The organism is Streptomyces sp. NPDC005408 (assembly GCF_040606445.1).
In the GTDB taxonomy this organism is placed as follows: Bacteria; Actinomycetota; Actinomycetes; order Streptomycetales; family Streptomycetaceae; genus Streptomyces.
In genome coordinates, this window is the sequence record NZ_JBEXEX010000002.1 from 47,745 (window position 1) to 71,695 (window position 23,951).

The window sequence follows — 23,951 nt, forward strand, 5'->3', positions numbered from 1 at the left end:
GAGGCCGGTACGAGGCCAGGTCCCCGTACCCCCGTCGGCTGCGCTCAGCCGTCGAGCTGCTCGATCGTCGCGTTCGACGGACCGCGCTCGGCCTGGAGCCCGCGCGCGACGTCCTCCGCCGCGCGCAGCGTACGCACCGCGTTCTGCCAGGTGAGCTTCGCGAGATCGGACGCGGACCAGCCGCGGCTGAACAGCTCCGCGATCAGGTTCGGATAGCCCGCGACATCCTCGAGACCGGCCGGAGTGAAGGCCGTCCCGTCGAAGTCGCCGCCGATGCCGATGTGGTCGATGCCCGCCACCTCGCGCATGTGGTCCAGGTGGTCGGCGACCGTCGACACGGTCGCCACCGGCCGCGGGTTCGCCGCCTCGAAGGCCTCGTGGACCTTCATCGCCTCCGGCGTCATGTCCAGCTGGTGCAGTCCGTGCGCCTGCATGTTCTCGTCGGCCGCGCGGGTCCACTCGACCGCCGCGGGCAGGATGAACTTCGGCACGAACGTGGCCATCGCGACGCCGCCGTTCGCGGGCAGCCGCTCCAGCACGTCGTCGGGGATGTTGCGTACGTGGTCGCAGATCGCCCGGGCCGAGGAGTGCGAGAAGACGACCGGCGCGACCGAGGTGGCGAGCGCGTCGCGCATCGTCGACGCGGCGACGTGCGAGAGGTCGACGAGCATGCCGGTGCGGTTCATCTCCCGTACGACCTCGTGGCCGAAGGGCGAGAGCCCGCCGACGCCCACCTCGTCGGTCGCCGAGTCCGCCCACGCGATGTTGTCGTTGTGGGTCAGGGTCATGTAGCGCACGCCCAGCGCGTACAGGGCCCGCAGCGTGGCCAGCGAGTTGTTGATGGAGTGGCCGCCCTCGGCGCCCATGAGGGATGCGATACGGCCCTCGCCGCGGGCCTTCTCCATGTCGTCGGCGCTCAGCGCGGGCGCGAGGTCCGCGGGATAGCGTTCGATCAGCTGGCGCACCCCGTCGATCTGCTCCAGGGTCGCGCTCACCGCGTCGTCGCCGGCCATGTGGCTGCGTACGTACACGGACCAGAACTGCGCGCCGACGCCGCCGCTGCGCAGCCGCGGGATGTCGGTGTGCAGGGTGCCGGTCTGGTCGCCGGCGATGTCCATGCGGCTCAGGTCGTAGCGGACGTGCTCGCGCAACGCCCAGGGCAGGTCGTTGTGGCCGTCGACGACGGGGTGGGACGCGAGCAGCTCGCGCGCCTGGCTGAGGTGATCCGTGGGGGATTCCATTAGCTGTTACTTCCCGAAGCCGAAGGACTCCGCACCTGCGACTTTGGCACGCAGCCGCTTGCCCTTCTCGGTCGCCTGGTCGTTCAGCTCCTGCTGGAACTCGCGCATACGGGCGAGGAGTTCGTCGTCGTGCGTGGCCAGGATCCGGGCCGCGAGCAGACCGGCGTTCCGGGCGCCAGCGACCGAGACCGTGGCGACGGGCACACCGGCGGGCATCTGCACGATCGACAGCAGCGAGTCCATGCCGTCGAGGTACTTCAGCGGTACGGGGACGCCGATCACCGGGAGCGGGGTGACGGAGGCGAGCATGCCCGGAAGGTGGGCCGCTCCCCCGGCGCCCGCGATGATCGCCTTGAGGCCGCGGTCCGCGGCCTGCTCTCCGTAGGTGATCATTTCGCGCGGCATCCGGTGCGCGGAGACGACATCGACCTCGTACTCGATCTCGAACTCGTCCAGGGCCTGCGCGGCGGCCTCCATGACGGGCCAGTCGGAGTCGGACCCCATGACAATGCCAACGACAGGGCTCATTCGGTGATCGTTCCTCTGAGGTAGCCGGCTGCGTGACGGGCGCGCTCCAGCGCGTCGTCCAGATCGTCGCCGTAGGTGTTGACGTGACCCACCTTGCGGCCGGGCTTGACGTCCTTGCCATACATATGGATCTTGAGCTGGGGATCGCGGGCCATGCAGTGCAGATACGCCTGGTACATGTCCGGGTAGTCGCCGCCGAGGACGTTGGCCATCACGGTCCACCTGGCCCGCGGGCGCGGGTCGCCGAGCGGCAGGTCGAGCACCGCGCGGACGTGGTTGGCGAACTGCGAGGTGATCGCGCCGTCCTGGGTCCAGTGGCCGGAGTTGTGCGGGCGCATCGCGAGTTCGTTGACCAGGATGCGGCCGTCGGTCGTCTCGAACAGCTCGACCGCGAGATGGCCGACGACGCCGAGGTCCTTGGCGATCCGCAGGGCGAGCTCCTGGGCCTGGCCCGCCAGTTCCGGGTCCAGGTCGGGAGCGGGTGCGATCACCGTGTCGCAGACGCCGTCGACCTGCCGGGACTCGACGACCGGGTAGGCGACGGCCTGCCCGTGCGGGGAGCGGACGATGTTCGCCGCGAGCTCGCGGGTGAAGTCGACCTTCTCCTCGGCGAGGACGGGGACGCCCGCCTTGAAGGGAGCCTCGGCGTCCGCCTGCGTAAGCACGAACCAGACGCCCTTGCCGTCGTAGCCGCCGCGCACGGTCTTGAGGATGACGGGGAAACCGTCGCCCTCCTCCGCGAACGCCGTCACATCGGCGGGGTCGGTCACGATGCGGTGGCGCGGGCAGGGCGCGCCGAGCTCGTCGAGCTTGGCGCGCATCACGCCCTTGTCCTGCGCATGCACCAGGGCGTCGGGACCCGGGCGGACGGGGATGCCGTCCGCCTCCAGGGCCCGCAGGTGCTCGATCGGGACATGCTCATGATCGAAAGTGAGCACATCGCAGCCCCGCGCGAACTCACGCAGCGTGTCCAGGTCGCGATAGTCGCCGATGACGACATCGCTGACCACCTGGGCCGCCGAGTCCTGCGGGGTGTCGCTGAGGAGCTTGAATCTGATGCCGAGGGGGATGCCCGCCTCGTGGGTCATACGGGCGAGCTGGCCGCCGCCGACCATGCCGACTACCGGGAACGTCACCCTCCTAGGGTATCCGCCGCCCCGGGGCGGCCCGGCGCCCGCGGCGGCCACCAGGAGTCGGCCTTGTCACAGCCTCGCCACACGGGTACGTACGTCCACAGGCGGGGACGGGGGTGGGTGGTTAGCATGGCTGGGTTGACGCTGCCGAAACGATGGGGCTGAACTCTCACTATGAGTGAACGAGGCGGAGCGCTGCGCGGGCGGCTCGACCAGCTCTCTCGCGAAGTCGCCAAGTTCGGAGCGGTGGGTGGCGCGGGGCTGCTCGTCAACCTCGCGGTCTTCAATCTCGTACGCCACACCACCGAGATCCCTGTGGTGCGGGCGTCGATTCTGGCCACCGTCGTGGCGATCGCCTTCAACTACGTGGGCTTCCGCTACTTCACCTACCGCGACCGCGACAAGAGCGGGCGAACCAAGGAGCTCACGCTCTTTCTGTTGTTCAGCGTGGTCGGCCTGGTGATCGAGAACGGCATTCTGTACGCGGCGACGTATGGCTTCGGCTGGGACAGCCCGCTGCAGAGCAACATCTTCAAGTTCCTCGGCATCGGCATCGCGACGCTGTTCCGCTTCTGGTCCTACCGCACCTGGGTCTTCCGGGCGCTGCCCGCGCGCGAGGCCGTGCAGACCGCGGAATCGTTCCTGGGGCAGCGGCGGCCGGAGCCGGACCGCGTCCCGCGCTGAGCTGTCATGCGCGGAGCTGTCGCGCGCTGAGCCGTCGTGCGCCGAGCCGTCTTGCGCTGTCCTAGCGGACGGTGGGCGGGTCGTCCTTGCGGCTGCGCGCCACCCGGCTCAGGAACAGCGCGAAGACCGGCGGATGCTGCTGGAGCAGTTCCAGCCTGCCGCCGTCCGCCTCCGCCAGATCGCGGGCCACGGCCAGTCCGATGCCGGTGGAATTACGGCCGCTGATGGTCCGCTCGAAGATCCGCGCACCGAGGTCGGCAGGCACGCCCGGGCCCTCGTCGGTGACCTCGACCACGGCCTGGTTTCCGGTGACACGGGTCCGTAGCGCGACGGTGCCGCCGCCGTGCATGAGCGAGTTCTCGATCAGCGCCGCGAGCACCTGGGCGACCGCGCCCGGGGTACCGACGGCGCGCATGCCCTGCTTTCCCGAGCAGACGATGGCGCGGCCGGCGCTGCGGTAGGCCGGGCGCCACTCCTCCAGCTGCTGCTTGACGACCTCGTCGAGGTCGAAGACGACGGCGGAACCGGTGCGGGGGTCGCGCGAGTTCGTGAGCAGCCGCTCCACGACGTCGGTGAGCCGCTCCACCTGGGCGAGCGCGATGCTCGCCTCCTCCTTCACCGTGTCCGGGTCGTCGGTGAGGGTGATCTCCTCCAGCCGCATGGAGAGTGCGGTCAGGGGCGTACGGAGCTGATGTGAGGCGTCCGCGGCGAGCCGGCGCTCGGCGGTGAGCATGCGCGCGATGCGCTCGGCACTGGCGTCGAGGACGTCAGCGACCCGGTCGAGCTCCGGGACGCCGTAGCGCTTGTGGCGGGGGCGCGGATCGCCGGACCCGAGGCGCTCGGCGGTCTCGGCGAGATCGGTGAGCGGGGAGCCGAGGCGGTTCGCCTGGCGTACGGCGAGCAGTACGGCGGCGACGACGGCGAGCAGAGCGACCCCGGCGATGATCAGCAGAGTCCGCCCGACCTCGCGGGTCACGGAGGAACGGGACTCCTCGACGGTGACGGTCTCGCCCCGCTCGCCGTGCGCGACTCCACGGATGACGCTGCCGTCGGGGCGCTCGCCGATGTGGATGGGGCCGCGGCCGGGGATCTCGATGAGGGCGTACCGCTTGGCGCCGCTCTGCTCGGAGAGGATGTCGGGGTTGACGGGCTCACCGCCGATGAGCCGGCTGTCGACGATGCTGACGAGACGCAGGGCCTCGGAGTCGACGCTTTCCTGGGCGCTGGAGGAGATGGTGCGGGTCTCGACGAGGACGAGGGAGACACCGAACACGGCGATGACGACGAGGACGACGGCGAGGGTTGAGGTGATGAGTCGTCGACGCATGTGCTCTCCGGCGGGGTGCGGGTCTTCAGGTCGTGCGGGGTGCGTTGCGGGTCTTCAGGGACCGGGGTGCGGGCCCGCCTCGGGGTGCGGGTTCCGGGGTGCCGGGCCGCCGGGGTTCGCCCGCGAGGCCCACCACCGGAGAGTAACCACCAGCGCCCCCTGGCCCACGGCACCCACGAACGCTGGAAACGCGGGGACGACCCTGCACGGCCTCTCCCCACGGGAACGGTGTGACTGCGAGTTTCGCCCTACCGCTGTTCCAGGGGTTCAGCTCTTTTCGAAGCGGAAACCCACACCCCGCACCGTCGCGATGTACCTCGGGTTCGCCGCGTCGTCGCCCAGCTTCTTCCGCAGCCATGAGATGTGCATGTCCAGCGTCTTCGTGGACGACCACCACGTCGTGTCCCAGACCTCGCGCATCAGCTGGTCGCGCGTGACCACCCGGCCCGCGTCCCGGACCAGGACCCGCAGCAGGTCGAACTCCTTCGCCGTGAGCTGCAGTTCCTCGTCGCCCATCCAGGCGCGGTGCGACTCGACGTCGATCCGCACGCCATGGGTCGCCGGCGCCGGCGAGGGTTCCGTGGCGCCGCGGCGCAGCAGGGCCCGAACGCGGGCGAGCAGTTCGGCGAGGCGGAACGGCTTGGTGACGTAGTCGTCCGCGCCGGCGTCCAGGCCGACCACGGTGTCCACCTCGTCCGCGCGGGCCGTCAGCACCAGGACCGGCACCGTGTGGCCCTCCGCGCGCAGCCGTCTCGCCACCTCCAGGCCGTCCATGCCGGGCAGCCCCAGGTCGAGCACGACGAGGTCGACACCGCCCGCCAGTCCGGCGTCCAGCGCCGTCGGGCCGTCCTCCCGCACCTCGACCTCGTAACCCTCCCGGCGCAGGGCGCGGGCCAGCGGCTCCGAGATGGAAGCGTCGTCCTCGGCGAGCAGTACACGGGTCATGGGGTGATGGTAGTCCGCGTGGCGTACGCGTCGTTGCGTGATCGGCAAGGCCTGCGGGTTAAGGATGCGATCATGACTACGACCTTCGATTCAGGGCAGCTGGTTCCAGGTACGCCTGTGATCCATCTCTCAAGTCCTTCCATATGCCGCAGTGTCGTGTCGTATGGTGGCGAGACGCCTGTAGCACGACACGGGACCTTTGGCCTGCGACACCGGTCAAGGGTCTCTTTTCTGCGCGAGGTTGGCCTACCAGCCTCGAGACAGTGAATGACCTGTGGGCCGGGCCCCGAGCGCGACACAGCGCGCGGGGCGTGGATCCCGGTGCGGACTGTCCCCCGTCTCCGCCTTCCGCGGAGTGAGCCCCAAGGCGTGGGGTGGGACATCTCCCTTGCCGGTGCCGGCCGCCCCCCACCGGGCGCGTACCGCTCACGAAGCGCCGCGTCCCGAGCAAGCAAGGATCGACCCATGGCGTCCAGCCTGACGAAGGACTCGGTTGTCTCCGAGAAGACCTTCATCGGCCACCCCCGCGGCCTGGCCACACTCTTCATGACCGAGATGTGGGAGCGCTTCTCCTACTACGGCATGCGCGCACTTCTCGTGTACTACCTGGTCTCCGGCGGTGCCGACGCGGCAACCGGCAGCCAAGGCGGCGGCCTCGCGATGACCGCGGCCACGGCCACGGCGATCTACTCCGTCTACGTCTCCATGGTCTACCTGATGGCCATGCCGGGCGGCTGGTTCGGCGACCGCGTATGGGGCGCCCGCAAGACCGTCACTATCGCCGGTTTCGTGATCATGGCCGGCCACCTCTCGCTGGCCATCCCCGGCCAGGCGATGTTCTTCCTCGGCCTGATCCTCGTCGCGGTCGGCTCCGGTCTACTGAAGGCCAACATCTCCACGATGGTGGGTCACCTCTACGACGGTCCGGACGACCCGCGCCGTGACGGTGGCTTCACGATCTTCTACATGGGCATCAACCTCGGTGCCTTCGCCGCCCCGCTGGTCATCGGCACGGTCGGCAAGGAGCACAACTGGCACCTCGGCTTCGCGCTCGCCGCAGTCGGCATGGCGCTGGGCCTGGCCCAGCTGCTGATCGGCACGCGCCACCTGAGCGAGAAGAGCAGCGTCGTCCCGAACCCGCTGTCCGCCGATGAGCGCAAGGCCGTCCTGACCAAGGTCGTCGCCGTCGTCGCCGTCCTCGCCGTTTTCTACGGCGCCGTGGTCGGCATGGGCGCGTACACGCTGAACTGGGCCCTCGTCCCGCTGACTCTTGCCGGTCTGATCATCCCGATCGCCGTGCTGGTCCGCATCAAGCGTGACAAGGACCTCAGCGCCGGCGAGCAGTCGAAGATGAGCGCCTACATCTGGTTCTTCGTGGCCGCCGCCGTCTTCTGGATGATCTACGACCAGGGTGGCTCCACCCTGTCCCTGTTCGCGGACGGCAAGACCGCGGGCACCCTGTTCGGCTTCGACTTCTCGGCCACCTGGTACCAGTCGCTGAACCCGCTGTTCGTCATGGCACTGGCTCCGGTCTTCGCCTGGGTGTGGCTGTGGCTGGCCCGTAAGAACCAGGAGCCCAGCACCATCGTGAAGTTCGTGATGGGCCTGGTCGTCGTCGGCGCCTCGTTCTTCGTCTTCATCGTGCCGATGGGCATGGCCGGTGACGGCACGAAGGTCAGCCCGATGTGGCTGGTCTCGATCTACATGATCCAGACGATCGCCGAGCTGTGCCTGTCCCCGGTCGGCCTCTCGGTCACCACCAAGATGGCGCCGCAGAAGTACGCAAGCCAGATGATGGGTGTCTGGTTCCTCGCCGTCACCGCCGGTGACTGCACCACGGGCCTGCTCTCGCTCGCGGGTGTCGACCTGAACGGAACCTCGATCATCGCCATGCAGGCGCTGCTTGCCGTCGCGGCCGGTGTCGCGATCTACATGTACCGCAAGAAGGTCGAGTCGCTGATGGGCAACGTCCGCTGACGTAGCTCGTACGCGCCGAAGGGCCGCCGCACCGGATTCGGTGCGGCGGCCCTTTGCCGTGCCAGGTCGCCGCTACGCAGCGCGGCTTCTCCCGACGGAACTACGGTTTGTCACTTAGTCTCGGAGTAGCCCATAACGAGAGTCGACCGGATCGGGCATGTCACTTTCGACGGCGTGAGTGTTCACTAAAACCACTGCACGTTGATACGGCGTCAAGACTGCGCTGATGGCTGAAGCTTCGCTCGCGCTGCGGCGGAGTCGCCGAGCTGCTGGAGTGTTGCTCACCAGCAGATCGGCGGTCCTGTCGTGCTAGTGGGGAACGACTGCACCCATCACAACGCCTCCGTACACGAGTTGAGCGCACGCCCAGCCCTGTTGGCGGTCCATCACTTCCCCGAACCTCACTATCGCGTTCCGCGCAGGCGGCGCCACGGTGTGAACGTGAACACCGCGCCGCCCAGCAGGATCACCGTGCCCGCGACCAGGGCGAGGGCGCGCAGGGCGCCGTCGTTGTCGGAGCCCGTCTGGGCCAGGCCGCCGCTGGTGCTCGTGCCTCCGCTCGACGATCCTCCGGCCGAGGCGCCGCCGTCACTGGAGCCGCCCGACGCGCCGCCCGGCTGGGCCGCGGTGTCGAGTTCCAGGGAGGCCTCCGCCTTGCCCTTCACCGTGCAGGGGATGCTGATCTTCTGGCCGCCCAGGGTGACGTCGATCGTCAGCGTGCCGGGGCTGAGTGTCGACTTGCCGCTGGCGCCTGGCTTGTACGTACCGGTCATGTCGGGCAGGTCGACCGGCTTGCCCTGCTCCAGCGGATCAGGGTTGGCAGGGCCCGTGACCGGGACGGTGCCCTTGTCGGCGCCGCCGAGGAGGACTGCCATGGCGGGCTTGAGTGCGCCCGCGGGGAGTGCCGCCGGGCTGTTCATGACGCCCTTGGCCGTCTTGACAACGAGGTCGTAACTGCCGCCGTTCTTCTTGGCGTTGATCGTCACCTTGGAGTTGATACTCGCCGGCCCCGGCGACTTGCACTCGAAGGTGACGGTGACCTCCTTGCCCGGGAAGTCGGTCTGGCCGCCGCCCCCGCCGGTGGAACCGCCCGAGGTCGTCGTGCCGCCGGAGGCGGTGGTGCCGCCCGCCGTCGTGCCGCCCGACGCGGTCGTCCCACCCGAAGCCGACCCGCCGCTGGACGTACCGCCCGACGTGCCGCCCCCGCCGTCCGTCACCTTGATCGTCGCCGCGGACTTGACCGTCTCCTTCGGCGTGCACTTGGTGTCCGTCGACATCGGCTTGGAGACATTGATGTTGTACGCGTCCGGCGTCAGCGTGACCTCGCCCGCCTTGGTCAGCTTGATCTTGCCCTTCATGTCGGACAGCTTCATCGGGCTGTTCTTGGGAATCGGCGGGTTCGACCGCGGGCCATCCATCGCGATGTCCGCGGTCTGCGCTCCGGCCGCCTTGAGCGTGCCGGTCGGCTTCACCGTGTCCTTTTCGAGGTCGAGGATGTCGGGGTTCTTCGACGCCGCCTCGACGAATTTCCACACCACTTCGACCTCGTCGCCGACCTTGGCCTCGGCGGGCGCGGTGATCTCCACCTTGGTGGTTCCCTGCACGGGTGGCAGCCCCGAGATGGGCGGTGGGATGCACTCCGTCTTGTACGCGACCTCGGCTGCCTGGGCGGGGCTTGCTGCCAGCAGGATCCCCGCGCCGCCGAGCATCAGCGCGACTCCGGCCGCGCTCATCCTCCGTTGCGTGCTCACGAATGTCCCTTCGTCGTGGACCGGTTCTCTGACGGTGCGGAGTCAGGTGTGAACCACGGCAGAGCCGCCGTGGTGGTCGTGGTGCTCTTCGGCGTGCTCGGCGGCTCGGGTTCCGGTGGCCTGCGCAGCCGTAGGGTGCGCAGCCCTACGGTGCGGTGGCGGCTCCTGCCGTGGTGGCGGGCGCCGGTGCGGGCGCCCGGCCGGACGCGGTCGACGACCGCCATGCCGATGCGGAACACGGCCGCGGGCACGACCACGGCGAGCAGGATCCAGAAGATCGTCACGCCCCAGGGGCGGCCGACGCCCCACGGCTGTTCGGCGAGCACCTTCGTGCCGTACTTCACTGAGATCTCGTAGTCGCCGTGCGCCCCGGCGGAGAGCTGTACGGGCAGCTTGACCAGCACCTTCTGGCCGGGCGCGATGGTGCCGCGCCACTGCTGCTCCTCCCACTGCGGGGCGAAGACGCCGTGCGCGGTGCCGATCTGGAAGACGGGGTCCTTCACCGGCTCGGACCCGAGGTTGCCGACGGAGAATTCGAGCCGGCGCGAGGGTGGGGCGCCGAAGAAGACGAGGATGCCGGAGTCGCCTTCGAGCCGGGTGGCGGCGAGCACGGCGAGCTTTCCGCCGCCGGTGGGCTCCGGCAGGGGCGCGGTGGGGTGTCCCGCGACGACGAACGGGGCGTCCACGACGGCCTGTTCACCGGTGACGGTCGCCACGTGCACCACGCAGGGACAGGGCTTGGGCGGCTCGGCGACCGGCATCTTCTTGCTGAAGTTGCCCTTGGCGTCGGTGGTGACGGCGCGGCCGTCGGCGTTGGCGCAAGCGTTGGTGCCGCCGATCACGCCCTTGCCGGGTGCGGCCTGGCCGCAGATGAGCATCATGAGGAGGGTGTCCGGCCGCCATCCGCTGCCGCTGACGGTGATGTCGCCGCCCTTGCCGGCCTGCTGCTGGGAGAGCTTGACCTCGGGTTTCGCGTCCGCAGCGGAGGCGCTGTTCAGCGGTAGCAGTACGAGGGCCAGGGCGATCAGCGCGGCCGCCGTCGCCCCCTTCAGACCGACCTTGCCGCTCACGTGGCTGCTCCCGTCAACTCGCGCTCGCTGTCTGCCTGTTCGTGCTGCGTACGGTCCGGTTGCCGGCGCGTCCGTCGGCGTACGAACCACACCGTGCCGCCCAACGCCGCCAGCAGCCCCGCGGCCGCGCCCGCGACCGTCCCCCACGGCACGAATGTCGCCGTCGCCGAGCCCTTCGCGCGGGCGTCGCCCGGCGCCGTGGCCTCGATGTGGACCGTCACCGAGTCCAGGGACGGATGCTCGGGCCACTTCTCGGTGAGGGTGATGCGCTGGGCGGGGAGCAGTTCCACCGGGAGCGTGCGGGGCGCACGGTGCAGTACCTCGCCGAAGAGGCCGTCCGCGCGGATCGTGAGGCGCGGGGTCAGTGCCGTGTTGCCGCGGTTGACCAGGGTGTAGTGGATCGCGCCCCCCGAGACCTTCACCTGTTCGACCGTGACTGCCGCCAGCGTCGGACCGCTGACGCGCAGATGGATCCGTACACCAGCTTCGCGCCCACCGGCGGCCGCCATCACCGCGCCCGGGTGGTCGCCCGGAAGCGCTCCCGAGGGAACCGTGACCGAGAAGGGGATCTCCGCGCGCGTGCGGGGAGGGACGGTCACGCGCTCGGAAGCGAGCATGATCCAGGTGCCCGCGCCCTTGGACTTGTGGGCGCCGCGCACCGCGAGCGCCCCGGTCACGGTGTTGTACGCGTCGGCCGGGCGCAGCCGTACGGTGAGCGGCTTCGCGCCCGGGTTGGTCACGGACAGCGTGTCCTCGAGCACGGTTCCGGGCGCGCCCTCCAGATAGACGTACGGCCGGGCGCCGCCCGGCTGCACCGTCCAGGCCGCGTCCGCCGCCCGCGCAGCAGGGGCGCACAGCGCGCACACCAGCGCGGCAAGGATGACGACGAGACGCGGCAGCACGGGTCAGCTCGCGGTCCGCTGACCACGCCTGGTCAGCCAGAGCACTCCGGCGGCCCCGGACAGCAGCACGGTGCCGCCGAGTGTGCCGAGCGCGAGCGCCGAGTCGAGCGGGCCGGTCCTGGGCAGTTCGCCACCACCGGACGGTGCGGACTGGGAGCCGCTCGCCGCCGTGACGTCCAGTTCCAGGGACGGCTTCGGGTTGTTCTTGGGCGTGCAGGTCGTCGTCGTACCGAGTGCTTTGATCGTCAGCACTCCGGCGGTGAAGGTGACCTTGCCGCTCTTCTTGGGGGTGTACGTACCCGACAAGTCATTGATCTTGATGGGGGTGTTGGCGGGTATCGCGGCCTCGTTCGCCGGGCCCGCCACCGCGACCGTCCCCTCGTCGGCCCCGCCCAGTTTGATCAGGGCGCTCGGCTTCATCGCGCCCTTGCCGAGCTCCACCGGGCTGGAGGAGACACCCTTCTGGAAGGACATGGTCAGCTGGTAGCCGCTGCCGCTCTTGACGGCCTTGATGTCGATCGGTGAGACCGCACCCTTCGGCCCGATCGGCGTCTGACACTGGTAGTCGACGTCCTGGACGCTGGCATGGGCGGCGGGGGCGGCCATCAGCACCACCGAGCCCGCCACCGCTGTTGCCAGCGCGAGAGCTGTCCGCTTCTGGTACGACACCTCGAGTTCCCCTCACGCCGGAAGTTACTGCCGGGTGTCGCCGAAGTTACTGACGACACATCAGATTGGGCGCTCAAGGTACGCCTGGGACCTTGGGGAGGGAAGACAAAGAGCACGCCGTATTGACGTGCTCTACAAGAGATTCAAAAACGGTCGTACACGGCTGCGAAAGCGCTAGGAGGGGGCGGCGAGGTCCGCCCACACTGTCTTGCCCGGAGCGCCCGGGACCCGGACAACTCCCCAGTCCAGACAGAGCCGTTGGACGATGAACATGCCGTGTCCGCCGGGCCGGCCCGCCCGGTGCGGGGTGCGCGGTGCGGGCTGTCCCGTGCCGCGGTCCGAGACCTCCAGGCGCAGCACCTTGCCGTCGCAGCCGACCCGCAGCTCCTCGGGGCCCTCCGCGTGCAGACAGGCGTTGGTGACCAGTTCGGAGACGACGAGCAGAACGTCTTCGGCCGCCGCCCGGCGGTCGGCCGTGTCGGCGGGCAGCCAGCCCCAGTCGTAGAGCGCCTGCCGGGTGAAGTCGCGTGCGAGCGGCACGATGCCGCTCGCACTGCCCAGGGCAAGGGTGCGCACCGCGTTGCCGGGGACCCCGGAGGAGTCGGCGGCGCCGGCGCCGTTCGGCTCGGGACCGAGGTCGCCCGGCGGTTGCTGCCGGGTGGTGCTCATCAGCGCTTCACCTCACCGATTCACCGATTCGCCATCTACTTCAGTACTCAGAGTGCTGGGCCATCAACGTTCTGCGGGGTTCTCCTGCCCTGCCGAATCGTGACAACACCCACGACGCCTGCGCGGTGCGCGTGACGCGGACTACAGCGGAACTACAAGGAAGGTGGGGCCGTCAGTCGGCCAGGGCCTCTTCGAGCGAGTCGTGCACGGTGAAGACCGCCTCCACCCCGGTGATCTCGAAAACCCTCGCCACTACGGGCAGCATCCCGGCCAAATGGACCCCTCCCCCGGCCGCTTCCGCCTTCAGCCTGGCGCCGAGCAGCACATTGAGTCCGGTGGAGTCGCAGAATTCGAGCCGTGAGCAGTCGATGACCAGGCGCGCACGCCCCTGAGCGAGTGCTTCGTCCAAGGGCGCGCGGAGCAATTCGGCGGTGTGGTGATCCAACTCACCCGCCGGTTTTACAACCTCGCTGTGGCCCTCGGTCCGAACCTCGACCTGAAGCCGGCCCCGGTTCGCGCTGCCGACCGTCCCGCGGTCCATGCCCGTCCCTCTTCGCCGTGTCGTTCGCTGCGTCATCACTGCGTACTCGCCGGTTGTGCGCCGCATCGTCGACCGTGCCGCTCTGCGCGCACAGCGCCGTCGATGACGGCGCTGACGTCCGTCGAACATTACGCCTTCCGTACGCCGAGGGGCCAGCCGAACTCCCCATCAAAACCGGCATATGGGACATATGACACTTGCACCGGTCCACCCGGAGCGGGTAGGGCTAGTAAAGACACAACCAACCACGACCGGCTTTGGAGGCGCCGCTCACCGCAGCGCATGTATTGGCATCGGCAGCCATATGCCGAGAACGATGGAGGAGACCATGTCACCCCGGCTCGACGAAACGCGCACCCCCACCGCGCCCTCGGCACCGCCCGCCCCCGCCACCGCTCTGTCCGCGAGCCCGGACGGCCTCGAACTCGTCGAAGCCCTCCCGGAGATCCCGCCGTACGACGAGATGGGTGCGCTGGACGCACGAGCGCTGTCCAAGACGCTCTTCGGGCGGCTCGAGTCCCTCGAAGAGGGCACCCACGAGCACGCCTACGTGCGCAACACGCTCGTCGAACTCAACCTGGCGCTCGTGAAGTTCGCCGCCTCCCGCTTCCGCTCCCGCAGCGAGCCGATGGAGGACATCATCCAGGTCGGCACCATCGGCCTGATCAAGGCGATCGACCGCTTCGAGCTCAGCCGCGGCGTGGAGTTCCCGACCTTCGCGATGCCGACCATCGTCGGTGAGATCAAGCGCTTCTTCCGCGACACCTCCTGGTCGGTGCGGGTGCCGCGCCGCCTCCAGGAGCTGCGCCTCGACCTGGCCAAGGCGGGCGACCAGCTCTCCCAGCAGCTCGACCGCGCACCCACCGTGGGTGAGCTGGCCCAGCAGCTGGGCATCAGCAACGACGAGGTCGTCGAGGGCATGGCGGCGAGCAACGCGTACACCGCGAGCTCGCTGGACGCCCAGCCCGAGGAGGACGACTCCGAGGGCGCGCTGGCCGACCGCATCGGCTATGAGGACCACGGCCTCGAAGGCATCGAGTACGTCGAGTCGCTGAAGCCGCTGATCGCAAGCCTTCCGCCACGGGACCGTAAAATTCTCTCCCTGCGCTTCGTCGCGAACATGACGCAGTCGGAGATCGGCGAGGAGCTCGGGATCTCCCAGATGCACGTCTCCCGGCTGCTGTCGCGCACTCTGGTCAGCCTCAGGAAGGCTCTGACGCTGGAGGAATAGCCGCAGGCACCCGCGGGGACGCGCCGCTCAGGCCGTAGAAAGGGCCCATTCCGTGAAGGAATGGGCCCTTCCCCGTTATTGACGGGGCAGTCCCGATTGGTCCACATTGAGCGCGGGGTAAGTGGGGGGACAAACATGGCTCTTGGGGAGGGCTGCCCGACGGCGTTCGCACCACTGGAAGAGCTGATGCGCCGGCGCCTGGGCAGGGAATGTCTGTATGTGCCGTCATGCCGTCTCGGGCTCTATGTGGCGCTGCGCCACTGGTGCCGGCCCGGCGGGCGCGTGCTCATGTCGCCGGTCAACGACGACGTCATCTTCTTCGTGGTGCTCGCGGCGGGACTGCGTCCCGTCCAGGCACCGCTGAGGCCCGAGGACGGCTCCATCGACATGGCGGCCGTGCCGGAGTCCGTATGGCGCGGTCTTTCCGCCGTGCTCACCACCAATCTGTACGGCAATCCCGATCCGGCGCCCGAACTGCGCGCCCGCTGCGACGAGTTGGGGATCCCGCTCATCGAGGACGCCGCGCACGCGATCGGCAGCGAGGTGGCCGGGCAGCCGGTGGGGAGCTTCGGCGAGGCGTCCGTCTTCAGCCTCTCCAAGCACACCGGGGCCAAGACGGGCGGATTCCTCACTGTCGCCGACCCGGCGCTGCGGCCGGCACTGGAGCGGGCCCGGGAGGAACTCCTGCAGCCGCAGCGGCTCACCGCGGAGCTCGTCTACGGCCTGCGACCGTACGCCGAGGCCGGTGTGCGGGGACTGCGGCTCGTCGGAGCGGCCCGTGCCACACTGCGGCTGCTCGGCCTCGAGGAGCGCGAGGACATCCGGATGGAACTGCGGCCCGGCGAGCTGAAGCAGGCGATGTCGGCGGCGCCCCCGCCAGGGCACGCGAGCCCGGCACGATCCGAAAGACAGGCCCTGGAGGACTTCCACTCCTGGATACGGGTGGACATGCACGACTACCGTCTGCGACCGGGAAGGCTGCGGCTACGGCGTACGGAGAGGCTGCTGACCCGCCTCGACAGCCGCCTGGCCGGCCACCGGGCCGGTACGCAGCTGCTGTCGGCCACCGAATGGGCACTGCCGGGGCCCGGCCCCGCACAGCCGCTGTTCCGGGTGCCGCTGCTGGTGGAGGACCGCGACGTCGCGATCGCCGCGCTCGCCCGGCGCCGGATCACCACCGGCTATCTCTACGACCCGCCGCTGGACGCGTACGCGGGTGAGGTCTTCACCGATGCGTCGCCCGCGCCGGGAGCGGCCGCCTGGTTCGCCCGGCACGCACTGCCGGTCGACCCGCTGCGGGCCGGTGAGGCGATATCCGTCCTCACGGAACTGGGCGCCAGGCCCGCAAGGCCGCCCGCGCAGGGCGAGCACGGTGTCTGACACCACCCGGCTGCGAGGGCCGTCGGACCCCGCGCCGCCGACCGAGCCGTCCACCCCGGACGTGACCGCGGCCGGCGGAGCGGTGACGGCGGCCGCCCCCAGCGGCGACTCCATGTTCCGCAACGCCTACGCGCTGATGCTCTCCACCGGCGTCTCCGCCGCACTGGGCCTCGGCTTCTGGCTGGTGGCCGCCCGCTACTACACGAAGGACGCGGTCGGCGAGGGCTCCGCCGCCATCGCCGCGATGCGGCTGCTGGCCTCCATCACCGCCACCACCATGATCGGCGCGGTGGTGCGGTACGTGCCGCGGGCCGGACGGGCCACCGGGCCGCTGGTGTGGCGGGCGTATGCCGCCAGCTCGCTGGTGGTGTGTCTCGCCTCCGTCGCCTTCCTCTTCACGCTCGACCTGTGGGGCCCCTCGTACGCACCGCTCGCCGGAATCGGCCCCGGGCTGCTGTTCATCGCCTCCTGCGTCGCCTGGGCGCTGCTGACCCTGCAGGACGGGGTGCTGACCGGGCTGCGCAAGGCCGTATGGGTGCCCGTCGGCAACGCGGTCTTCTCCATCGGCAAGCTGCTGCTGCTCGCCACCTTCGCCACCGCCCTGCCCGTGCTGGGCATCTTCGTCTCCTGGGCCGCGGCGATCGCCCTGTCCGTGCTGCCGCTCGGCTGGCTGATCTTCCGGCGGCTGATACCCAGGCAGGCCGCGGCCGACCAAGACCGCGAGCCTCCCGCACTGCGCGAGATCGGGCGCTTCCTCGCCGGTGACTCGGTCGGCTCGCTGTTCTCGCTGGCGATGATCAATCTGCTGCCGGTGATGGTCGCCGTCCGCTTCGACGCCACGCACAACGGTTTCTTCTACATCGCCTACACCGTCGGCGGGACGATGGAGTTCATGGCCATCAACATGGCCTCGTCCCTGACCGCCCATGCCTCGCACAGCCCGGAGACCCTGGCGGCGGGCGTGCGCGGCGCACTGCGCAGGATGGCCGTGCTGCTCGTGCCGGTCGTGCTGTTCCTGGTCGCCTTCGCCCCGCAGATCCTCGCCCCGTTCGGCGACGCCTACGCCGAGCACGGCACCACGGTGCTGCGGCTGCTGGCCGCCGCCTCCCTGCCGCGGGTCGTCGTCGAGCTCTACATCGGGGTGCTGCGCGTCCAGGGACGTACGGGCATGCTCGCCGCGCTCCAGAGCACGATGTGCGCGCTGGTGCTGGGGAGCGCGTCGCTGCTGCTCGGAGCGACCGGGATCGCCGGCGCGGGCTGGGCGGTGCTGTTGTCGATGACGCTGATGGCCGCCGTGTCCGCGCCCGGTCTGCGCGCCGCGCTGTCGGGCCGCGAGCCCCGGCCCGCCTGGTACACGCGGCTGATGCGGCGCGGCGCCGTCGAGGAGGAGGTGTACGGCACGACCTGGGCGCGCCGGGCCGCCGAGCGCCGCGCGGAGGCGGCGGCGGAGTACGCGCGGGAGTACGGATCGGACTGGGCACGGCAGACGGCGTATCTGCGGGGTGTGCACGACGACACGGCCACACCCGCTTTCGGTTTCCCCGTCTACGTATCGGATCCGGCGGAGCGGGAGGCACAGCCGTCCGGGCCGCCGGAGGCCGCGCAGGCGCCCGACCCGGGTGAGCGGCGCCTCGCCCTCGCGCTGTGGCTGCTGCTCGCGCTCGCGGCCGTGCTGTTCTGGGCCCCGCTGCTGGCGGCCCGGGACATCACCATGGACCAGTTGTCCGGCACCCAGCTCCTCAGGGCGCTGCCGCCGGTCACCCTCACCGCGGGTGTGCTGCTGATCGTCGTCCACAGCGCCGCCGTCTCGCTGCTGCGGCCGCGCCCCGCGCTCCTCGGCGCCGGACTCCTTGTCACCTTCGCCGCGCTGCACACCGCGCCCGCGGTGCTCGGCTGGGAACCGGAGCCGGTCGGCGGCGCGTGGTACGAGACACTGGCCGGCTTCCTCGCATCGGCGGCCGGTCTCGACAGCCCCGAGCTGCTGCTGCGCTGGCTGCCGACGTTCTGCCAACTGTTCTGCCTGGTCGCGGTGTTGGCGATGATGCGGGCGGTCAGGCTGCCGGTCGCGGCACAGTGGGGGGCACTGTGGCTGCTCGCGGTGTGCGGCTGGGCGCTGCAGAGACCTCTCGCGCCCGTCGCGCTCCCGCTCCAGCTGATCCTCACCTGCGCGGCGCTTGCACTCATCTGGATACGCGCGGCGCGTTCGGCGCCGAAACGGAACTGAACCACCGGGGGGACGAGCGTGCACCAGCCAGCCACCGAAACGGGGAGACCTGCGGCCGCCCCCCACCAGGGAGCCAGGAGCGATCCCGTCATGGATCTCGCCGACCTGCCCCCCGCCGACCACTCGCGCTGGGCGGTTCCGCTGCGGCCGGCCGCACCGCTCGTGGCCGCGCTGGCGCTGTGGGCGTACGCCGTGGTGCACACCGACACCTCACAGCTCGGCGACTTCGGTCTCGTCGGGGCGCTGCCCGCCGCCTTCTGGATCGCACTGGCGTTGCTGACCGCCGGATTCTGGGTGTGCGTACGGGATCCGCTGCGCGCAAACCGGTGGTCGCTGGCGTACACCGTGGGCCTGATCGTGATGGAGCGCGCCACCCAGGCGCTCGTCTATCCGACGCCGCTGTACTCCTGGGCGTGGAAGCACGACGCCGTGATCGAGCATCTGCTCACCGCGGGCGGCCTCCAGCGCGGGGACCAGCTCGGCGACATGGCGGTGTACGACCAGTGGCCCGGGTTCTTCGCCGCGCAGGCGGCGCTGGTGCGGCTCACCGGGGTCGAGAATGCCGCGATGTACATGGCCTGGTGGCCGCTGGTGTCCAGCCTGCTGCTGCTCGCGCCGCTACTGCTGATCTACCGCACCTTCACCCAGGACCGGCGGCTCATCTGGACCGCGGTGTGGCTGTTCTGCGTCGCCAACTGGGTGGGGCAGGACTACTTCTCGCCGCAGTCGCTCGCCCTCGCCCTGTATCTCGGCGTGATCGCGATCGTGCTGCGCCGCGGACGGCGCCTGGGGCGGGGCAGGTCGCGGCAGGCGCTGTGGACCGTTCTGCTGATCCCGCTGATCACCGCCATCGTCATCTCCCACCAGCTCACTCCGGTGATGCTGGTGGCGGCGCTGGGCGGGCTGTGCCTGACCCGGCGCTACCGCGACTGGACGCTGCTGATCACGCTGCTGCTGGTGTTCCTGGCCTGGAATCTCACCGCCTCGCTGCCGTTCCTGCGCGAGGCGGTGCCCGAGATGGTCAGCTCCTTCGGCGATGTGAGCCACAACCTGGAGACGGGGTACGGCTCGACGCCGACCGGCACCGGGCCGGTGATCGTCTCCTGGGTCTCCCGGCTGCTTTCGGCCTCCGTACTGCTGCTGGCGCTGATCGGCGTGCTGCGCCGAAGGGTGCTGCGCCACCGCGCCCGGCCGCTGCTGGTGCTCGGCTCGGTCCCCCTGGTGATGCTGGTCGCCAATGACTACGGCAGCGAAATGATCTTCCGGGTGCTGCTGTTCATGCTGCCCGGCGCGTGCTTCTTCGCGGCGGCCGCACTGCTGCCCGACGTACGGCCGCTGGCCGCCGAGCCGGGCGGGCACGGGGCGCCGCAGTCCGTGACGGGGATGCGGGCGGTGCTGCCCGGGGTCGCACTGCTCGCGCTCACGGCGGCGTTCGTGCCCAGCTACTCGGGCAAGGACCGGCTCAGCTATTTCCCGCCGCAGGAGGTCGCGCTGGTCCGGCAGGTCTTCGACAGGGCGCCCGAGGGCTCTCTTGTCGTTGCCGCCCATCGCAACTATCCGCTCGCGTACGCTTCGTACTGGAATGTGCGGCATTACTGGTTCCTCGACGATGCGAAGAGCCACGTCGAGGACATCCTGAAGGACCCGGCGGCAACGCTCGCCCGGGACATGGCCACGGTGGAGCCGCCCGGACGGGCGTACTTCCTGCTCACCCAGGGCCAGATCGCCAACTCCGAGATGAACGGCATGCTCACCGGCGAACAGCTGCGGAGCATCGAGAAGTCCGTCGCGGCCTCGCCGCTCTTCGAGCAGGTCGGCCGCAACAGCGCAGGCGTCATCTACGAACTGAAGCGCACCGCCGGCACCGACAGCTCCACGGGGAGGACCCCATGAGACCTCAGTCGCTCGCGCTCCGGCTGCTGCCGCCGTTCATCGGCTGGTGTGCCATCGGCGCCACCGCGCTGCCCGCCGCGTCACCGCTGCGGGCCGCGCCCGTCGCCGTATTCCTGCTCGCCGGACCCGGTGCCGCCGTCCTGCGCTTCTGCCGCCCCGCCCTGAGACGCCATCAGGCCGTCGGCCCGGTGGAGAGCTGGGACCGCGGCTTCGAGAACGACTCCGATCGTCTTGAGCAGCTCGTCCTGACGGCCTTCCTGAGCGTGAGCGCGACGATCGTCTGCGCCACGGCGCTGATGGCCGTGCACGCGTTCAGCGGCCTGCGGGTCCTGGTGCTGCTCACTCTGCTGACGATGCTCGCCGCCTGCTGTCCGCAGCTGCCCGGCCGGACACCGACCGCGCGCGCGTCCTCGCCGCCACAGAAAGGTTCACCTCTGTGAGGTTTCCCCGACGCCCCGTCCTCGGGGCGCCAGGCATCCATCGCAAGGCGCAGGACCGACGACGGCTGTGGGCCGTGTCCACCGCGGTGGTCGGGGTGCTGATCGTGGGCGTACTCGCCCTGCAGAAGTCCTCCGGTTCCGACGGCTCCAACCCCTCGGCGAACAGCGCCGAATGCCGCGCCACCAAGCTCCTGGTGCCGCGCTGCGGCGCCTGGTTCGGCGCGTATGTACGGCACGGCAAGCCCGACCTTGAAGAGAAGGTCCTCGCCTACGAGAAGCGCATCGGCCGCACGCTGGACATCGTGTACACGTACCACGACATGTCCCTGGACGGCCTGGAAGGACAGCTGCTGACCGAGCAGGAGCAACGCGTCGGCAAGCACCGGATGCTGCTGCTGTCCTGGGAGAGCAAGTGGTGGAACGGCACCCCCGCCCAGCAGCCGGGCTGGCGGCAGATCGCCGCCGGATCGCTCGACGCGAGCGTGATCGACGTCCAGGCGAAGCGGATCAAGGCGTACGGCAAGCCTCTCTTCCTCTCCTTCGACCTGGAGATGGACACCCGTACACCCGCCTCCGGCACACCCGCCGACTACGTCGCCGCCTACCGGCACATCCATGACCGCTTCCGCGAGCTGGGTGTGACCAATGTGGTGTGGACGTGGATCATCACCGGCTACAGCGGGCACAACGACCTGTTCCGCACGCTCTATCCGGGCGATGCCTACGTCGACTGGATCGGCTACAACCAGTACAACTACTACCGCTGCCACAAGGCGGACTGGCAGAGCTTCGAGCGGACGCAGCGGGCCTCGCACGACTGGATCCGCGAGCACATTTCGGCTCACAAGCCGCTGATGCTTTCGGAGTTCGGCACGGCGGACGATCCGTCGAATCCGTCCGCGCAGGGCGAGTGGTACGAACAGGTGCCGCGCGTGGTCAAGAAGCTCGACGGGGTACGGGCCACGCTTCAGTGGAACTGGCGTGACCCCGGGCCCGGTTGTGATCTCTCGCTGGCCAGGGACGAGTCCTGGAAGAGCCTGCGCAAGGCGGTCGCGGACCCGTACTTCAACCAGGTCAGACCCTGAACCGAGGGCGTCAGCCCGCGAAGACGGGGCCTTTGAGCGCGGCGCGGGCGCGCCGGTAGAGCCGCCACCCGACCGTCGGCAGCGAGTCGGGGAACGGCGCGGCCGGCGCGCCCCGTCCGTCCATCCACGCCTCGATGTCCGCCACCGTGTGGGTGCGGCGCAGGATGAGGCGGGCGATGCGGTAGGCCTCGTCGGTCTCGGAGCTCAGCGCGTGGCGGACGGCGACCGCGGAGGCATAGCCCGCGCCGAGGGCGGCCTTGCGGACGGCCCGGCTGTTGTATCCGTGCGGATAGGCGAGATGCGTCACCTCATGGCCGAGGACATCCTCAAGGACCGTCTTGGGCTCGCGCAGTTCGCGGCACAGCGCATCGGCCGGGAGCGTGTCCAGCTGCGGGTGCGTGACGGTGTGGGCGCCGACCTCCATGCCGTACTGCTCGAGGAGCGGCGCCTGGGAGAGCTTCATCATCGGCGCGGGCGGCAGCAGACTGCTCCGGCCGGGGGTGACGGCTCCGGTGGTGAGATACGCGGTGGCGGGCAGGGCGCGGGCGGCGAGCGCCTCGGCGGTGGGGCCCGGCAGATCGGCGAAGCCGTCGTCGAAGGTGAGGACGACGGGCCGGTCCGGCAGCGGGGTGAGGCCCGCGAAGTGGTTCGCCAGCGCGCTGATCCCCACGGGCGTGCGGCCGCTGGCCACGATGGCGTCCAGCTGTGCACCGAAGTCCCGTGGTGTGACGGTGAATTCGGCGATCCAGTGGGGCGGATCGTCCATCACGGCGTGGTAGAGCAGGACGGGAATCAGCGGCACCGTCATGACTCCACCCGCGGCTTCTTCCGCTGCTCCCACGGAAGCGGTACCCCCCGGACCCGCCGGCGTGCCTTGGCGTATCCGATGGGCCCGGCCAGCATGCCGCGGCGCTCCAGCCGGGAGAGATGGCGCGGCCAGGGATAGTCCTGTGCGCCGTGCTCCCCCGGGACGGCCGCCCCCGCGGCCTCGCGGTGCGCGGTGATCGTGCGCGCGTGAGCCAGACCGCGGGGCAGCTTCCGCAGCAGCGCGGGCAGCAGGGCGGGGCGGCGGGCGAGGACGGCGGTGAGATACGCGGTGAGTCCTGCGCCGTATCCGTACGCCTGGTTCTTCAGGTCCTGCCAGGTCTCACGGTGGTGGTGCCAGACCAGCGCGTCGGGGGTGTAGCGCAGCCGGTGGCCTGCGGCGAGGACGCTGACAAAGGCGTAGAGGTCGTCGCCGCCCTTGGCGGGGGTGCCGGTGCCGGTGGCGGGGTCGAAGCCGCCGATGTCCCGCAGGACGGTGGCCCTGAAGGCCATATTGGCGCCGGAGCCGAAGCTGCCGGCGGTGAACGGGAAGAGCGGTTCACCCGCGGGCGGACGGGCCGGGTCGTACTCGCGCGGCTCAAAGCCCTTCGCGAAGCCGCCGTGGCTCTCCAGGAGGATCTGCGCGGGCGTGCGGAGCTTGGCGGGCAGGATCAGGCCGGTGGCACAGCCGAGTCCGGGATCGGCGGCGAAGGGCGCGGTCAGCGCGGTCAGCCAGTGCGGGTCGGCGATGACGTCGTCGTCGGTGAAGGCGATGACCTCGCCGTCGGCGACGGCGATCCCGCGGTTGTGGGCGATGGCGAGACCGGGCACCGACTCACGCACATACCGGACGCGTTCGCCGTACTTGTTCTCGACGAGGTCATGGGTGGCGCTTGTCGCGGGCGCGTTGTCGACAACGACGATTTCGAAGTCCGGATGGTCCTGGGCGAGGAGCGAATCGAGCGCACGGGCCAGCTGGTCGGCGCGCTCGCGGGTGGCGACGACGACGCTCGTACGACACGTGCGGGGTTCCGTGGTCGCCGTGGGCCGGGGGCGTTGACGGTTGCTGCCCGGTGGGTGGTTGTCCGGCGCGCGGTGGGTGGCGGGGGTGGTCGACGGCTCGCGGCCCGCGAGTTTGGCGCGGGCCGCCGCGGCGACGGAGTCGGCGGGGTCCTTGCCGGGCGGGATGCCGCAGACGACGGTCGCGACGGGGCGGCCGCGCAGCCGGACGAGGGCGTAGACCGCGCCGCCCCGGACGGCGGGGCCGCCGGGCAGGGCCGGGCCGAAACTGAGAACGGCTCCGTCGGGCCCGTCCAGGTCGAGCTCGGTGACCTGGAGCTCGGCGAGGAGCGGCGCCTGCGCCCCGCCGGGCCCGAGTGCCCCGCCGGGCCCCAGTGCCGCGTCCGGCTCGTTCTGCGCGTCCGGCGCGTTCCGTCTGGGCGGTGTGCTGTCCATGA

At 70.3% G+C, this 23,951-nt stretch carries 21 protein-coding genes; 8 read left to right on the forward strand and 13 right to left on the reverse strand.

From position 1 onward, the window contains the following. Positions 1-44: 44 nt before the first annotated feature. Genes ABZS64_RS02250 through ABZS64_RS02260 form a run of 3 tightly spaced genes read right to left on the reverse strand, consistent with a single transcriptional unit; the run spans position 45 to position 2,959 of the window. The gene (locus tag ABZS64_RS02250; protein WP_355822189.1) at positions 45-1,241 is read right to left on the reverse strand and encodes a dipeptidase; all 1,197 of its coding nucleotides are present in this window, start codon (positions 1,239-1,241) and stop codon (positions 45-47) included. A gap of 6 nt (positions 1,242-1,247) precedes the next feature. Next, complete coding sequence (gene purE, locus ABZS64_RS02255; RefSeq protein ID WP_355822191.1) at positions 1,248-1,769, reverse strand: 5-(carboxyamino)imidazole ribonucleotide mutase; 522 nt, start codon at positions 1,767-1,769, stop codon at positions 1,248-1,250. Continuing rightward, positions 1,766-2,959 carry a 5-(carboxyamino)imidazole ribonucleotide synthase gene (locus ABZS64_RS02260; protein WP_355822755.1) on the reverse strand — a complete coding sequence of 398 codons (1,194 nt, stop codon included), beginning with the start codon at positions 2,957-2,959 and terminating at the stop codon, positions 1,766-1,768. Before ABZS64_RS02260 ends, purE begins: the two co-directional genes overlap by 4 nt. Positions 2,960-3,076: 117 nt before the next feature. Here ABZS64_RS02260 and ABZS64_RS02265 point away from each other — a divergent pair, with 117 nt between their 5' ends. Further along, a complete protein-coding gene (locus ABZS64_RS02265; RefSeq protein WP_355822193.1) occupies positions 3,077-3,586 on the forward strand; it encodes a GtrA family protein in 510 nt (169 codons plus the stop codon). A gap of 61 nt (positions 3,587-3,647) precedes the next feature. On the opposite strand, the gene ABZS64_RS02270 is transcribed toward ABZS64_RS02265, so the two are convergent. After that, positions 3,648-4,913: an ATP-binding protein gene (locus ABZS64_RS02270; RefSeq protein ID WP_355822195.1), complete on the reverse strand. Its 1,266-nt coding sequence runs from the start codon at positions 4,911-4,913 to the stop codon at positions 3,648-3,650. Between the two features lie 267 nt (positions 4,914-5,180). Next, positions 5,181-5,858 (reverse strand): response regulator transcription factor, encoded by a 678-nt coding sequence (locus tag ABZS64_RS02275; RefSeq protein WP_355822197.1) that lies wholly within the window; start codon positions 5,856-5,858, stop codon positions 5,181-5,183. 465 nt (positions 5,859-6,323) lie between these two features. Here ABZS64_RS02275 and ABZS64_RS02280 point away from each other — a divergent pair, with 465 nt between their 5' ends. Further along, entirely contained in the window at positions 6,324-7,835 is a 1,512-nt protein-coding gene (locus ABZS64_RS02280; protein WP_355822199.1) for an oligopeptide:H+ symporter, read from the forward strand. 404 nt (positions 7,836-8,239) lie between these two features. On the opposite strand, the gene ABZS64_RS02285 is transcribed toward ABZS64_RS02280, so the two are convergent. The 6 genes from ABZS64_RS02285 to ABZS64_RS02310 all read right to left on the reverse strand — a co-directional run bounded on the left by ABZS64_RS02285 (position 8,240) and on the right by ABZS64_RS02310 (position 13,437). After that, positions 8,240-9,568 carry a hypothetical protein gene (locus tag ABZS64_RS02285; RefSeq protein WP_355822757.1) on the reverse strand — a complete coding sequence of 443 codons (1,329 nt, stop codon included), beginning with the start codon at positions 9,566-9,568 and terminating at the stop codon, positions 8,240-8,242. 14 nt (positions 9,569-9,582) lie between these two features. Beyond that, positions 9,583-10,656 carry a hypothetical protein gene (locus tag ABZS64_RS02290; protein WP_355822201.1) on the reverse strand — a complete coding sequence of 358 codons (1,074 nt, stop codon included), beginning with the start codon at positions 10,654-10,656 and terminating at the stop codon, positions 9,583-9,585. Continuing rightward, on the reverse strand, positions 10,653-11,558 hold the full coding sequence (locus ABZS64_RS02295; protein ID WP_355822203.1) for a hypothetical protein: 906 nt from the start codon (positions 11,556-11,558) through the stop codon (positions 10,653-10,655). Before ABZS64_RS02295 ends, ABZS64_RS02290 begins: the two co-directional genes overlap by 4 nt. A gap of 3 nt (positions 11,559-11,561) precedes the next feature. Next, positions 11,562-12,227: a peptidase gene (locus ABZS64_RS02300; RefSeq protein WP_355822205.1), complete on the reverse strand. Its 666-nt coding sequence runs from the start codon at positions 12,225-12,227 to the stop codon at positions 11,562-11,564. Positions 12,228-12,401: 174 nt separating this feature from the next. Then, positions 12,402-12,896, reverse strand: a complete 495-nt coding sequence (locus tag ABZS64_RS02305; protein ID WP_355822207.1) for an ATP-binding protein — start codon at positions 12,894-12,896, stop codon at positions 12,402-12,404. Positions 12,897-13,068: 172 nt separating this feature from the next. Next, positions 13,069-13,437 (reverse strand): STAS domain-containing protein, encoded by a 369-nt coding sequence (locus ABZS64_RS02310; protein WP_355822209.1) that lies wholly within the window; start codon positions 13,435-13,437, stop codon positions 13,069-13,071. Between the two features lie 328 nt (positions 13,438-13,765). Here ABZS64_RS02310 and ABZS64_RS02315 point away from each other — a divergent pair, with 328 nt between their 5' ends. The 6 genes from ABZS64_RS02315 to ABZS64_RS02340 all read left to right on the forward strand — a co-directional run bounded on the left by ABZS64_RS02315 (position 13,766) and on the right by ABZS64_RS02340 (position 21,690). Further along, positions 13,766-14,668 (forward strand): RNA polymerase sigma factor SigF, encoded by a 903-nt coding sequence (locus ABZS64_RS02315; protein WP_355822211.1) that lies wholly within the window; start codon positions 13,766-13,768, stop codon positions 14,666-14,668. 186 nt (positions 14,669-14,854) lie between these two features. Beyond that, entirely contained in the window at positions 14,855-16,048 is a 1,194-nt protein-coding gene (locus ABZS64_RS02320) for a DegT/DnrJ/EryC1/StrS family aminotransferase (protein WP_355822759.1), read from the forward strand. Positions 16,049-16,109: 61 nt separating this feature from the next. Further along, positions 16,110-18,272 (forward strand): lipopolysaccharide biosynthesis protein, encoded by a 2,163-nt coding sequence (locus ABZS64_RS02325; RefSeq protein WP_355822761.1) that lies wholly within the window; start codon positions 16,110-16,112, stop codon positions 18,270-18,272. Between the two features lie 90 nt (positions 18,273-18,362). Next, on the forward strand, positions 18,363-20,165 hold the full coding sequence (locus tag ABZS64_RS02330; RefSeq protein ID WP_355822213.1) for a glycosyltransferase: 1,803 nt from the start codon (positions 18,363-18,365) through the stop codon (positions 20,163-20,165). Further along, positions 20,162-20,605, forward strand: a complete 444-nt coding sequence (locus tag ABZS64_RS02335) for a hypothetical protein (RefSeq protein WP_355822215.1) — start codon at positions 20,162-20,164, stop codon at positions 20,603-20,605. Before ABZS64_RS02330 ends, ABZS64_RS02335 begins: the two co-directional genes overlap by 4 nt. Next, a complete protein-coding gene (locus ABZS64_RS02340; protein ID WP_355822217.1) occupies positions 20,602-21,690 on the forward strand; it encodes a glycosyl hydrolase in 1,089 nt (362 codons plus the stop codon). Before ABZS64_RS02335 ends, ABZS64_RS02340 begins: the two co-directional genes overlap by 4 nt. Positions 21,691-21,700: 10 nt before the next feature. Here ABZS64_RS02340 and ABZS64_RS02345 read toward each other — a convergent pair whose 3' ends face one another. Both ABZS64_RS02345 and ABZS64_RS02350 read right to left on the reverse strand, forming a co-directional pair. Then, entirely contained in the window at positions 21,701-22,498 is a 798-nt protein-coding gene (locus ABZS64_RS02345; RefSeq protein WP_355822219.1) for a polysaccharide deacetylase family protein, read from the reverse strand. Then, positions 22,495-23,949 (reverse strand): glycosyltransferase family 2 protein, encoded by a 1,455-nt coding sequence (locus tag ABZS64_RS02350; RefSeq protein WP_355822221.1) that lies wholly within the window; start codon positions 23,947-23,949, stop codon positions 22,495-22,497. Before ABZS64_RS02350 ends, ABZS64_RS02345 begins: the two co-directional genes overlap by 4 nt. Positions 23,950-23,951 lie beyond the last annotated feature (2 nt).